The following is a 14,287-nucleotide window of genomic DNA, read 5'->3' as shown; positions in this document are numbered from 1 at the left end:
TTATTCCGGTTCAAACCTATTTTTTAACAAGCGTTCACGAAGAGATTGAACCAGTGCTTCTGGTGCTTTCTCTGGTGACCCAGAATTAAAAGGTGGTTCAGGATCATACTCCAAGCCAAGTTGTAAACTTTGCGCTACGTTTTCATTAGTAAGTTTTGCTGCGAGATAAAAAGCCATATCAATACCTGCTGAAACACCAGCTGCGGTAATGATTTTACCCTCTTCAACAAATCGCTTGTGAGTCGGTATTGCCCCCCAATTTTTCAATCGATCCATTACTGCCCAATGGGTTGTCGCATGCACTCCCGATAAAATCCCTGCCGCGCCTAAGATCAAACTTCCAGTACAGACTGAGGTAGTCCATAGCGTATGTTCATGAATTGTTTTAACCCATGCAAGAATTTCAGGAAATTCACGCAATGCGGTTGCATTACCGGCCCCAGGAACCAACAGAACATCGCTATGTGAAATATCGGTCAACGCATGCTCAGCAATCAGCGTCACCCCGGAGCATGTACGTACTGGTCCGCAATTTAGACTAACCCTCTGTACCGCAACTTCTGGCAAACGACTTAGTACTTCATAAGGACCAATTGAATCCAGAACAGTCATTCCATCATAAAATAAAAAAGTAATGTGCAGTGGTTTAGGCATCACCATCTATCCCTTCTTAACAAATTGAGATTTTAATTTCATAGCGCCAATTCCATCAATTTTACAATCAATATCATGATCGCCATCAACCAAACGAATGTTTTTTACTTTAGTACCCACTTTTACTACTTGTGATGACCCTTTTATCTTTAAATCTTTAATTACTGTCACTGTATCCCCATCTTGGAGAATCTGACCATGCGCGTCTTTGATAATACGTTGCTCATTTACGTGCTCCTCTATTCCATCTTTTGCCCATTCATAAGAACATTCCGGACAAATGAATTGACTACCATCTTCATAAGTATATTCTGAATTACATTTTGGGCATTGAGGTATCTGAGGCATATTTTTTCCAATTCAAAAAAATTAATAGTTAGGGCTGTTGGCATACATAAAGCGTGTGAGTTCGGAACACATTAAAAGCACACCATTTTGACCAAACATAGTAGAGTCGTCTACAGAACCCTAATAGTATACCAAAAACGTTTTTTTAGTCTCCTACAACAGTAGTAACCAGATGACGTTTTTGTGATTGATAGCGATGTTCGTAAAGATAAATTCCTTGCCATGTCCCCAATGCTAATTTCCCATTTTGGATGGGGATGGTTAAGCTTGTTTGAGTTAAGACGGTACGAACATGTGCTGGCATATCATCCTTACCTTCAATCACATGTTTAAAAAGAGGGTCACCATCAGGAACTAATCGAACCAAAAAATGTTCCAAATCCATACGAACCTGAGGATCATAATTTTCACAAAGCATCAAAGAAGCACTAGTATGTTTGAGAAACAAATGGCATAAACCCTGTTGTATTGTGACTTTTGATAGGATATTTTTTATTTCATCTGTTACATCCTGCGTACCTCGGCCTGAGGTATTAAAGGAGATGGGGAACTGTTCAATTTTCATAGAATTCAAATGATTAAGTGTTATCCTTACTATCGCAAAATTCACGCTTCGATTCAAAACAAATCATCAGGTGCTACCTTACTGCAGATAACCCTAAGTATTTTATGTCTTGATTTATCCCCACGCTGTAACTCAACTTTTCTTATGGGTACCTTAAATATTTGCGCAATATACTTCAACAATGCTTTATTGGCACGACCGTCAATGGGTGGGGTATTTAAGCGAATTTTAAGTTCACCCTCATGAATCCCGACAATCTCTGTTTTTTTGGCTCCTGGCTGAACATATAAATGAATGATTAAGCCTTCAGCATCATGTTGATACCACACAGTATAATTATCCCTGGAATTTTTTTAATAGAGCAAATTAAATGATTTATTGATGGCTTAAGAGATAAATTAGAATGAAGAAGTGTAGCAATTCCTAGCCATTGTTTTCACTTCGCGTCATTAGGCTAGTTCTGCTCCCACAACGTGTTCCTGAGATATCATTAAAAAGCTATAAGCAATCTACCTACCTACGTGCCGCACATAAAGCGCGGTACGTAGACATTTATTAAATACATCTCTATTTTGTAACTAACTTTCGATCCCGCAGACAAGCCCTTAGACCGTAGAGGCATTCGTGAACTTACTTAACTTCGCGCACTCACCCAGGTTATATTAAATTAATTTAATTTGAGAGACTAATAGTGTTCACAACCTTTTCCATACTTTCTAAGGTACTCGTATAAGTCTGATCGAGCAATTTGGTATCATCTTCCAATTTACGACGGTTCAGTTCATCCATTTGTTCTTTTGTTTTTTGCATTTCATAAGTATGAGAAAAAAATGAATCAACACGCATCGTAATACTCGTCCCATCTTTTCCAATTTGAGATTGAAACCATGATTTCACTCTAGGAGCAGGATTCTCTTTAGTGATTAAACGTACGGGTAGTTTTCCATCGCTCAACGTTTCGGACAGATTATCTCCTGCTTTTTCTAACCGCTCGAGTAAGCTGGGGTCATCGGTTGCAATGGCATGACGTATGGTCGCATCACGAATGATGGTAAGCATTTTTTTGTAGTTTTCTACCTTGCCTTTTGCTGCACTTTCCAAATTTTTCTTAGCTATTGTGTAGGCTAATTTATCACCATCAAAAATAATGCGTGCATCTTTAGCAAAAATGTCCAATATATCAGAGCGTCCTGTAGATAGAATTGCTCCAACAGTTGTTTGGGTAGTCTCAGGACTTTTATTTTCAAAACTAAGCTCAGGATGTTTTGCAATAAATTGAATTAGGTCTAACGGTGGAACGAGAGCAAGAACAACTCTCATAAGCAGAGTTCTGCCATTGGTATTTACTGCATTCACCAACTCTGGATGGTCTTTAATCAGTGTTTTAACTTTTTCATATTCTTTTTTACTTACAGCTTCCCATAATGCATCTTCATCAATTGACGGCATTTATTATCTCCCTATCATAAAAAATTGGTCACATTATACAAAAAAAAGGGCATGCTGTCATATAATATTCCGATGATTAGTCAAAATTACTACATTCCCGCACTGTTTTGATGGTTATTTTGGAAATGAAACATTGAGGCAAGATTGTCTTTTACATGACTTAAAGGTTCATAATCAATGCCTAAATCACATGCATCACAAATTTTTTGAATATGTGATGGACTTGCCTTATCAAATCCCATTGATTTTGCATCTTTAATAAGAATTTCGATTTTTTTTATTTTTTCTGAAATTTCTGGCTCGACTTCTTCATTCAAGTCGCTTAAAACACTGGATAACTCTTTTAGTGCCGACGCATAATTGCGTTGTTTCTCCGAATCAAACTCTATAAGCTCAGTCCCATCTCTTATAGAGTTCATAAAAAATCGATATCGTCCAACCTCTGAATTTTCCGGATCTTCGGACCCATGCTGTTTCGTACGTGTAAACTCAATAGTAGGTTTACTTGATCCTGCCTCAATTTTTTGCTTTTCGAATAAATGAATCGTTTCAGGTTTTTCGTCCTCAGAAAACTCTGGTTGATGCTGTTCTATCGCCACACGCTCAATAGCAGGTGTACTTGATTTTACATCAATGGATTGTGCTTCAAGCGAAGTATCAGTAACGTTGGGTTTAGGCAAAGACTCAGCCCCCCTATCTAGAGTTTCTTGTAATAAATTATCTGGAGTCGGAATCAAATGCTCAACACTATCTTGTGGTGCAACAAACATTTGTTTCATTAGGCTTATATTGAGATCAAAACACTTTTGGGCTTCTTCTGATAATACAGGTCTAATAATACTTGCTATTGTTTCTAAGTCTTTATTGCATGCGCTTAACAAAATTTGGGTAGACTCATAACACTCAACTGTTTTTAGTTTCTCTTTATACTCTTGTAATTGAATCAACGTAACATCCAATCTGTTTATTTGTTCTTCATTCAGTTCATCAACAGGGCATTTTTTTAATTCATCAATGATGAAACTCAAACTACTGTCTATATCTTCTAAAGCATGAGCACGTGCTTTTTCATATTGAGTAGATAGCGTCTCCATCTCTTGCTTCCACTCAACTTGAATTGCCTGGCTCTCTTTTTCGAAGTTTCTGACAATTTCTTGATGTTCCTCATAAATTATTTGCAATTGCGGCGCTTCGTGACGAACCTCTTCAAAAAAAACCTTGAGAGCCTCCTGAGCTTCTTTAAGTTTTTCTTGTTTCACTTGGTACTGTTTCTCAATGACCTCTATTTCTGAGACTGCATCCAATAGAGTCACTTGAGGATACTCCATTTCCATTTCATTTTTTATTGCAATTAACTTATTATAAAGTGTTTTCGCCTTCTGTTTTGTTTCTTCAGGAATATTTTCATCTTGGGAAACAAAGTTTAATGCCTTTTGCATCAAGGTAATATGTTCCTCATAAGATGTATCAATGAGTTTAATTTGTTTTATGTGATGAATGTAAGTAATTCGTTTCATTTCTTCTTCATAATATTGATACAAACTCATATTCGTTATGCCATAAAGCGATTTTTCCCATTCAGATGTAAGAAGATGTAGTGGTTTAGGTACTTCAGATTGGAGTATTGATGATTCTTTTTTTCTGGGGATAAACACAAAATTTTGTAGATTTGCTGCTGCGGCTTGAGCTTGCTCTTTTTCAATTTCCTCAAGCAATGCAACTTCTTTTGCCAATAAATCTTTATCTTTGAAAAGCTCGCGAATGATATCAAAACGACCACTAACAGTCAGAAAAAAGAGTAAATTATGTTCGCACAAGTACATGAACTCATTTAAAAATTGTTCATTTTGACGAATTACATCATTTTTATTTTGCATCACATTTAGTCTTCTGAGCCATCCTAAATAAGAAACCAAAAGAGGATAAGTAGCCTCAGATAACTCACGTTGTTTTAGGATTAAATCACTTGGATTGCCCATTACCCGTTTTAAATGTTCATCTGGTGATATATGAAGGCTTCCCATCATCCACTACCTGATTTGTGATTATATTTTATAAAAGTATAGTATTTTTTATATTTACTGCATTTATTTTGACAAGAATGTAATGTATTTGATAAAAAGATAAGAGGTGGACATATAAAAATTAAGAGCAACTGAGGTTCAGTGCCGTACGTTTTTGGGCAGGTAATTCATCACGCAGTAACTCAAACATTTAGCATTGGTAATTTCAAGATCACGAAAATAGGTAATTTCTTTTAAATAAAAATCGAAAGTTTCCTGAATTGCTTCAAAATATCCTTTAATTACCACTGAATAGCGCATTTTTGCTGTATAGTGTATTTTGAGCAATTTAGAGTATAAGAAAGTAATTTCATAAGCACATTGTGTATGTGCTGTTAGAGCAATATCAAAACAATTTGCTTCAAGTAATTTATTTTTTAGCTTATTTATGTTGCCAAGCATATTGGAAATGTAAAAGTTAATTTTTTCCATTTCTTCTTTATAAACTGCACCTAATACATCAGGTACTGAATGGACCATTTCACGTAAAAAATCTAAATCCGCAATGTAATTTCCTAACACATTGCTTTTCTTCATTTCTATAAATCGTGCTTGCCATTCTACTAAGTGCATCACGGTACGTTTATATGCAATCAGTTCTTTTTCTTTGGAGTTATCCGCGGTAGAGATTTGACTGTTGGCTTTCAAATGTTCTATCTGTCCCATCACCGTAAAACACGCATTTTTAATATCTTCAAAAGTTAATGATTCAAAATTATTTGTTTCAATTTTTTTACTAATGGTATCAATAACCTTTACTACCTCTGGAGATAACATTGCAGTTCCAAAGTTCAACATCACCTGATCTGATTATAGTTCAATATTTGAACAAAAAGAAACTCGGGTTTTGAATGATTTGTGATAATTAATACATGGATCGTTTCTGTGACTTAAGTAGCGCTTTTACTCTGCGCTACAAAATTTATTACATAACAAATTCCACTTTGTTTACGTCATCAGATCGATCAACTTGCGGATGCATGATTTCTGAAGATTTCGGATCTATTTGGAAAAAAGGTTTCGCTTCTTGTTTCATTTTAATGGTCGATAGTTGCTTCTCAAACTCCAAAAGCTCATATGGGTTAGTAATCCGCATCATATAAACCCCACCTTTTTTTACTTCCTCATCAATTTTCTCATTGAGAAATGCAACTTGTTGTTTCAACGACTCAACTTGTTCTGCTGTTTGTTGATGCAATTTACCAAGCTGAGTGGCCAATATACTTTGTTTATTTTCAATATCCGGACCGAAGGTATCGGTCAAATTTCTTTCCGGTCTTCTTAGCAAGTCATTAAAATCCAAACGCCAGTCTTCCATATCTTCTGGAGTAAAAACATAGCTTGCGATATAAGAAGAAACACTACCCCAAACAGTTTTTGGTTTCATTCCATCAACCATTCGCTCATGCAAATCTCTAAATCCGATTTTTAATATGATATCCTGAATTTTATCGATTTCTTCTGCTTGCAAATCAGGAAATTTAAAGGTTTTAATTAACTCTCTATCGAGAAAACTATTGCGGATTTTTTCAGAAAAAGAACTTAAATCTGTAGGCTTTTTCTCTGCTACCCATTCTTTTAAAATCAGAATTTCATTGACCTGATCCTGAAATTGATTAGGGAATTGCTCCGTATCCGGCTTATCTTTTGCGCTAAATTGAAGGAGAGGTAATTGCTCTTTTATCAATCGCTCCGAAGTTAAAAGTTGCTCATTAGCTTGAACTAGTCTTAATTTCAAAGCTTCTCGCTCTTCGGTTAGCTCGTGAGCGCGCGAATTATATTGGGTAAAACTATGGAGTAAAGGGTGTGAACCAGCACCTTTGATCACTAAATCAAAATAATCACTAAAACCATTATGCCCTTCTTTGAGCGTAACCTCTTTCACAGTAAATCCATTTAATCTATTAAGTTTTTCTTTAAGATTATCTGCCTTACATGTCAAAAACTTAGTCGTATTAAGAAGTTCTTTATGATCCTGGCTAATTTTTTCACAAATATTACGAGCCTCTCCTCGCAGACGAACTCCAAACTCTTGAAACTTGGAACCTTTTCTCGCCAACTCTTCTACTTTATTCGCGAGAAAATAATACATTTCATAAAAACAATAAAGCGTGTTGTTTTCAGCCTGCATGCCAATTAATGCGTTTTTAATCGATTTCCATTCATTATTTCTTTGTAAATGAGGCTCTTCCTCCTCAATAACTTGAATCGCAGAATCCAGTTCTCCTTTCATTACTTCATAAAAAGACGCCTCTTTACAATCATGTACGAAATCAGCATCCAGTTCATTTTCATTTGAACTCATCGCCGCCAATCCATCAAGTGTAGCCAAAGTTTCTTTAATTAAAGTACGTGTATTCTTATGACCCAAAGAGAATATCCATAAACCTTCCAGTCGCGCTTCATGCATTGTCAATACTTGATACAAATTCTTAATTGCAATTTGCCGATCAGGTAACGTTTTAGCACTTTTTAAAATGTGGGCAGCATTCAATATAGCATCAGCAGCAGCTGTAACAGCAGAACGCTCAAGTAAATATCCCAAGCCGCGCTGTTCTTTCATTGCCCAAGATAGGGTGTTTTCCAAATCATCAGCAATTTCAGCGGCTACTTGATCCAAATAAATTGTTTTTAATTCCTTCAACTCTGTTGTTTCTTCAAGACCGGCTTGTTGATACACCCATAACAATTCTTGAATTATTGGCTGCATGGCATATTTTTCAGCGAATCGATCTTCAGGAAGATAGTTAGCATAATCAACCAAAAGGTCAACGAGAATATCTAAATTGGTTGCACGCTCAATTTGCTTAACCAATAATGATCGCGTGATTTTATTTAAATAAAAATTATTTTTTATAATACGACAAATGTCTGCAGCAAATAATTTTACTTGGCTTTTAACAAAATCATCGCGATAGACCTCTACATCACCATCAGCAAACCGCAGCATCGCTCCGTTTACTTCCAATCCAGATTCAACATATCGACGCGTCTTTTTCTTCTGAACAAGCAGTTCTTTTTGGCTTTCATGTTCTGCCAATCGACGAAGCCGCAATTGTTCACTTAATGATACTCCATCCAGATAATGAAAACGCAGCGCATTGACAGAGCCTTCTGCAATGAAAGGCATAACTTTTCCTTTAAAAAATGCGCGTTGCTGATTCCAAATCGAATTTACAGCAACTTCATAGGAAGCCACTGCTTCATCCAGTTCTATAGTGCGTAACTCTCTATTTGCATTTCGACGTACATATGGATTGAGGTATTTTTTTTGCGGGTCAGAATGCGCAAGACATTCACCCCATTGTTCGTTCAAAGTAAGAATTAAAGCATCTCTTTGGATTAATAACTCAGCATCCAATGTTCTCCATGCAGATTTTGGATAAACAAGATGCAAAAACTCTTTCCATTCCTGGAATTGCTGTAGAACAACTTGTTGTATACTAGAAATGGATTGAATGTAATGACGCTCAATCGCAATATCCTCATTTCGCTTTCTTCTTAAATGAACTTCTTTATTTGCAGTTTCTTTTGCAGCTAATTCTTTACGTTTATTTTTTTGATGAGGTGGTATTTGGCACGCAACATTCATATCAAACTTGCTGCATTGTTCGACTAATTCATCGTGTCTTTCTAAAGCTCTGGAAATACTAATAATACGCCCTTGTTTTTTATAATCATCAATGAAATCTTTAATTGAAACAGAATCAACAAAACGCATCTCTGAGGCAATAACGAATTCCCACTCGGGATGTGCTACTTGTAACCGCGCATGCAAAAATTGATGCTCCATAAAGGTTAAACCGCTTTGGAGTGTTTTTTGATTTATGGGAATAGCAAAATGCCGTGCTGTTTCAGAAGGTGGAATAACAAAATCTTCGCCTTCAACAAAACGTTGAGCTGCTATAGCTGAATTAATCCATAAGTTAAATTTATCCTTTGGTACAGTATTTAACTGTGCTTTATGCAAACCTGTAGGAGCATTTCTGTACAAAAATTCTTTTAACAGCGCGACATCCTGATCTTCGCTCCAACCATTATTCATGTGTAGAGTTTTAAATTGTTCCTGAGTAATAAATTCATTAACTAAAAGATAGATCCATGCATAAGGGTTACTCGCATTACCTTCATCATCTTCGGCCCTGATAGCAAGATTAAATAAAATCCTTTCATCTAATTCTGAAAAATCAGATCCATAAAGAATTAAGTTACTTGATGCAACATGACCATCCTTGTAAGCAATCAAGTTTTCATTCTCAGCTTTTGCCCGAGAACGATATAACGCCAAGTCACCTATAGTAGAATAGTTTATCCCGCCCACTTTATAGGTCCCTTTGGGGGCATCTATCTCAATACTACTCGAGGCAATGCCCAAGGAGGCAAAAAAATCTTTGGCATGATCTTTATAACTTTGGGCCATCAAATCACGACTGGGAGCACACACATCAACTGTTCCCCCATCAACCTCAACCCATTGCATTACTGCAAATAAGGCAGCTGCAATACTATTATCTTTCTTATTATCAATTTCCATCAGCATATTGCTTTGCTGATTTTTTAGTGACATTAAAATGCCAATAAGCTGTGTGGTGTCAACAAATTTTCCTGTAGCCCGAAAATATTGTTCACGCAATACAGCAAGCAATCTTAATTGGATTTTGAGTTTTGCATGAGTCTCAAGATCCGGTTTTCTTAGTGCAGCAATCAATGTATCTGATAATTCACGTAACTCCACACGACTGACTTGAGTTAAATTTTTATAGGCTTTTATTTGTTTCGTCGTAGGCTCATCACCTACAACCAAAGTTAAAGGTTTATCTCTCCCTATTGCATTGATATAGGTAATTTGTTGGGCTAAATCATATTGCTCCTGACTACTTAAAGAAGTTCCTGCAAAAATATTTTTAATGTCGGTAATGACTCGCTTCACTTGTGAGGTCTCAAATTGCTCATCAAGAACTTGGCCAGAGTCTTTTAGAGCGACATCAAATACATTTTTTTGAGGAGCACGTCCTGATTTTGGATCTTTATCAAATGCATCAACATAATCTCCGAGATCCTTAACGTACCCATTTAATATTTTGATAAATGAGTCTATCTCTGGGTAAGGAGGATAATCAAATAATGCAGTAATTTCCTGTAGATATTGGTGATTTAATTCAAGCCCTACTAGCACGTCCAATAGGCGATGAATGTTTTTATCGGTTACACGCTCACCCAATATAAGCAATATTTTTACCCAATTATTTAAGTCTGAATCTTCTGTAGCCTCCAACTTATTGACTACGGTATAAAAGCGGGTTAATTCAGCCTTGTTGCATTGGGTACACGTTTTCATTAATAAAGTAAGCAATGGCACCAACGACTGTACTGTTGTTTTTGTTTGGGTAATTGAGGTGATTTTGTCAATGATTTTTTGAAGTATTTCCGCATCAACATCTAAATCCGCTTTTTTTATTACCTGAATCAGTGCTGCGAATAAAGCTTCGGAATGTTTTTCATCTACATCAGTTAAGGACTTCAATCCCATCATTTCTTTTAATGGAAATAAGGATTTCTGGGTTAAATTATGAGTGAATGAACAACGTAATAAGTTTTCATACGCCTCTTGCCCAAGATCTTCTTGGTATTTTGTTAAATAAGTAACCGTGTTCAAAGCATCACGTAACTGCTCCGCTGTATACCTTGGCGTTTCTTTTAATATTTTACATAAAATAGCTAAGGGCGATGTAACTGAAAGTGTTTTTCCTTGACTTAAAGTATCCAGCAAATCCTTCATCTGAAGTGCAGTTAAAAAAGTTTTTTCAGGTGCTATAGACTTAACTCCATCAGTTAATAATGAAATGCAACGGTGAAATTCAATGTTATTTTGGTTTTTAATGCGAGTTAAGGAATTAATTAAACCATTTACCACATCTAATTGCTGTCCTAATTCTTGCAGTGCCTCGTCGATAGGCCGATCGGTATTTAATTCTTTAATTTGCTTCAATAGGAAATTATCAAAATCCTGATTTATTTGTAATGGTTTTAAAGCAGCAATTAAGCTGGATTGAAAACTCGCTTCAATTTTAGGTTTCAACACAGACAGGTAGGATTTCTTTGTAAAAAATTCGCCCCCGAGCACTTGAGTCATTTGTGCTCTTTCTTGAGGAAATCCAGATAAAGTCCAAGCAAACCATCTACTACCCGACAAATTTTTAACTTCCTGCTCTTCTTCAGCCAAAAACTCGAAGACCATTCCGGTGTTAACTGGTTTTTTCAAATAATACAGCACTACTTGATGAGCATCCATCCAAGATTCAAAATATCCTTTTAGTTTTTCTGGTAAATCCGCAAGCTTACTTTCAAGTTGCCATTCCTCATAACTTTGCCTCAGCATACTGAAAAGATTAATCGCTGTTTCGTTAACTGGATCTTCCCCTACTTTTAGATCCGGTAATTCAGCGCGAACAATTTCAAGAATACCTGCTTTTTGATTTTCAACCATTGGCAGCACACCTAATTTTTCTTCCGCCTTGGTAACTGAATCAACAGTTTTTATCAGTTGCTCCAGTGAAGGTAAACGATAAGAAGCTTCTATATTAATATCAGCGAGAATTGATAATAACTGTCCCCTACGTTCGGGCTGCATGTGATATACAGCTTGTGCTAGATTTTTTATTTTTGTCTCAAATTCGCTATCGTCTTGCTCATGGCCTGTACCTTTCGGTATTTCATCATTAAATAATGAAAGGAGTACCACAAACTGAGAGAGTGACTCGGGTTGATCGTGAAAAAGATCCGGTAGAAATTGATTCAGTTTAGAAGGAGTAACCAAATGCTTTAACAAAATTGACAAAGAAAATTTCTGAATAGGAACAGTATTTGTCTGCTCTATGGCAAAACGTCTTTGATAATTATCGATAACTATTGATGCCGCATTGTTATATTCACCCATTAGCTTCAAAGCAAGTGGACCCATTTCCAGAAAATCATGACGTGCTACATCTGAGACTTTTGCTTTTTGCATAGGTAATAAGATTGCAATAAGCTTATTCAACTCATCAGCAGTGGGCATTGATTCCCAACTGCAATGCTCCAGTTCTCCCAAAAAAGCAAGAAGTACTGTCGACAATTGACTGTTCAAGTGCTCGTTAAAATCTTCAGTTATTGTAATCAATTGATTCAGCAAATTCTTAACCTGGGTACAGGGATCTTCGGTTTTAGTGCAAGCCCGTTGTCCCGTAGTTACCAAAGCAACCATACTGAGTAATAATATTTTATTCTGCTTATTCAGCTTTTGATTGTTACTAATTTCCTGTTCGATTTTTTGATATACATCCAGTGTAAATGCCCATTCCTGCCCACCAATAAAACGATAAAACCGTGATATAACCTCCCCGTATGACTCATCCAAGCGAGTTAACCATGCATACATTTCATTCGGCATCGCAGGGACCGTATAATCAAGAACCGCTTCATGAACGTTCGGTCTTAAATTCATATACCGTGATAGCAACTTATACCCGTCATAACGACTGGCATAATAAGCGCCATAGATGCCACAATCCAATCCATCAAGACAAGTAAGCTGCTCTTCTGGATCGCTGCTGTTGTTGATGATAAACAATAAGCGATCTAATGCTGGTTTCATGTGTCTAATATTTTTTAAAGCACATGCTAAAGGTAACTGCAACTTCTTATTTTCCAGCTGTCTCAGAAAATAGTCATAAGCAGCAAATAGCTCATTAAACTCAGTACGGGCCCCTGCTGCTTTATGTTGCTCAACTAAAGAATTCCACCAAATCCGCTGTTCGCTGTTTAATTCACTCAACTTTTTAAGGTTTGCAAAACCTTGAGATGACATTAATGCAAGGTAATTCTCTGGTTTATCCAGGAACATCTTGTTAAAATCTTTAAAAAGATCCTTATCCTGTAAAGTCTTAAATTGTTGCAATAAAAGTATAACACCATCAGCCCCAGTATGAATTAACACTTGTGCCAAACCACGATAGTTAAGATCAGATAAGGGTAAAGTTTGTAATAATCTTTTTACGCGTTTCAATTTTGGCGCATCATTTTCTGTCAATTCATACAAGAAAAAAACAAAAGCTTCTTCGCGTCGTTTTGGAGTGCATTTTCTACTCAATAGATAATCAAATTCAGCTTGATAACGCCCCACATTTTTAGAATCTTTTTCTAAGACACTAAATTGGCGGTAAGAACCAACAATATTGCGGGCATTTATTGGAGAAAGTTCAGGGACGAGTGTCAGAGGGGTTATTTGTTCGAGATGTTGATATTCTGGTGCTTCACTAAAGCACAATACGTTTTTGCCATCCTGAGTTTGTTGCAGATAAAATCCTGAAGGTAAATTTTCAAAAAACAAGCCGTAAGAAAACTCAGGAAAATTTCGGATAATTTTCTCCATGGCAGCCGCCTGCACATGAGTGATTTTCCTATCCAGCGCTTTAACTTGATTGGCCCCCTTACCTACCAGCCTATCCCATATGGAAAGTAATAGTTTATCTGATATGGAGAGTTGGTTTGGATTCAATTGCTTTTTTAGAAAATCCAGCCACTTCCTACTATCTAAACTGGCGCGATCAACTAACTCGCCCAAGTCTTCCGAGTCTACCTTTTCTGCTTCAACAACAGCACCTGCTGCCAGGTTCTCTTTTCGTTTTCTCTGAGTTGCCTTTTGGAGTCGTTCTTGTTGAGAGTGCTCTTGCTGGGATTGAATCTGATATTGCAGTTGCAGACTAATACGAGGACCTTTTGTCCCCTCAATCCAATTCTTTTTTGTTTTTCGTATCTTATGGATGGGTGATTGAAAAGAAATTGATGAGTCAGCTAACTCTGCCACCTGATTTCGGAATTCAAGAGAAAATTTTTGTCGTTTATTCATTAGATATACATTATCAAAAGGCAATTGATAGTGACTCTGCTGAGGAGGAAATTCGAATTTATAAAGTCTGGGGCGCTCAGGTTTTAAAAGAAAATCGGCCAAATCATTGAGCTCTTCTTGGATTAATTCATCACATTCCAAAGACAAAGTAACTTCTCCAAAAGCCAACTTATCTTGCTCAAAAGTGGTTTCCAAATAAGTGATAAAATCTTTGACATTATTAAAATTATCTTTGCCCACAGTGATTTTCATACAACCATGTCCCCCAAAAAATCCTAGAAAAGTAGTTGAGGCCGTAGCGAGCAGAGCAAAGGTGCTGAA

At 36.5% G+C, this 14,287-nt stretch carries 8 protein-coding genes; all 8 read right to left on the bottom strand.

All coding sequences use genetic code 11. The features are described from left to right. Positions 1–654 carry a DJ-1/PfpI family protein gene (locus Ltuc_RS02625; protein WP_058521576.1) on the bottom strand — a complete coding sequence of 218 codons (654 nt, stop codon included), beginning with the start codon at positions 652–654 and terminating at the stop codon, positions 1–3. A gap of 6 nt (positions 655–660) precedes the next feature. Further along, positions 661–1,002, bottom strand: coding sequence for a zinc ribbon domain-containing protein YjdM (locus Ltuc_RS02620; RefSeq protein ID WP_058519796.1), 342 nt, complete (start codon positions 1,000–1,002; stop codon positions 661–663). A gap of 145 nt (positions 1,003–1,147) precedes the next feature. Then, positions 1,148–1,567, bottom strand: a complete 420-nt coding sequence (locus tag Ltuc_RS02615) for a secondary thiamine-phosphate synthase enzyme YjbQ (protein WP_058519795.1) — start codon at positions 1,565–1,567, stop codon at positions 1,148–1,150. A gap of 53 nt (positions 1,568–1,620) precedes the next feature. Beyond that, positions 1,621–1,896, bottom strand: a complete 276-nt coding sequence (locus Ltuc_RS02610) for a DUF167 domain-containing protein (protein WP_058519794.1) — start codon at positions 1,894–1,896, stop codon at positions 1,621–1,623. Positions 1,897–2,239: 343 nt separating this feature from the next. Further along, a complete protein-coding gene (locus Ltuc_RS02605; protein ID WP_058519793.1) occupies positions 2,240–3,016 on the bottom strand; it encodes a hypothetical protein in 777 nt (258 codons plus the stop codon). Between the two features lie 89 nt (positions 3,017–3,105). Further along, positions 3,106–5,043: a hypothetical protein gene (locus Ltuc_RS02600; RefSeq protein WP_238584059.1), complete on the bottom strand. Its 1,938-nt coding sequence runs from the start codon at positions 5,041–5,043 to the stop codon at positions 3,106–3,108. 135 nt (positions 5,044–5,178) lie between these two features. Then, positions 5,179–5,877: a hypothetical protein gene (locus Ltuc_RS02595; RefSeq protein ID WP_238584129.1), complete on the bottom strand. Its 699-nt coding sequence runs from the start codon at positions 5,875–5,877 to the stop codon at positions 5,179–5,181. A gap of 127 nt (positions 5,878–6,004) precedes the next feature. Beyond that, the gene (locus Ltuc_RS02590; protein ID WP_058519790.1) at positions 6,005–14,218 is read right to left on the bottom strand and encodes a hypothetical protein; all 8,214 of its coding nucleotides are present in this window, start codon (positions 14,216–14,218) and stop codon (positions 6,005–6,007) included. Positions 14,219–14,287 lie beyond the last annotated feature (69 nt).

This window comes from Legionella tucsonensis (genome assembly GCF_001468035.1).
GTDB lineage: Bacteria > Pseudomonadota > Gammaproteobacteria > Legionellales > Legionellaceae > Legionella > Legionella tucsonensis.
The sequence above is the reverse complement of the archived record's forward strand: the minus strand, read 5'-3'. Positions and strand labels throughout refer to the sequence as shown.

Bases quoted from the DNA above. Each gene is read 5' to 3' on its own strand.
- Ltuc_RS02615 (WP_058519795.1), bottom strand. From the start codon at position 1,567: ATGAAAATTGAACAGTTCCCCATCTCCTTTAATACCTCAGGCCGAGGT.
- Ltuc_RS02595 (WP_238584129.1), bottom strand. From the start codon at position 5,877: ATGTTGAACTTTGGAACTGCAATGTTATCTCCAGAGGTAGTAAAGGTT.
- Ltuc_RS02605 (WP_058519793.1), bottom strand. From the start codon at position 3,016: ATGCCGTCAATTGATGAAGATGCATTATGGGAAGCTGTAAGTAAAAAA.
- Ltuc_RS02590 (WP_058519790.1), bottom strand. From the start codon at position 14,218: ATGAAAATCACTGTGGGCAAAGATAATTTTAATAATGTCAAAGATTTT.
- Ltuc_RS02620 (WP_058519796.1), bottom strand. From the start codon at position 1,002: ATGCCTCAGATACCTCAATGCCCAAAATGTAATTCAGAATATACTTAT.
- Ltuc_RS02600 (WP_238584059.1), bottom strand. From the start codon at position 5,043: ATGATGGGAAGCCTTCATATATCACCAGATGAACATTTAAAACGGGTA.
- Ltuc_RS02625 (WP_058521576.1), bottom strand. From the start codon at position 654: ATGCCTAAACCACTGCACATTACTTTTTTATTTTATGATGGAATGACT.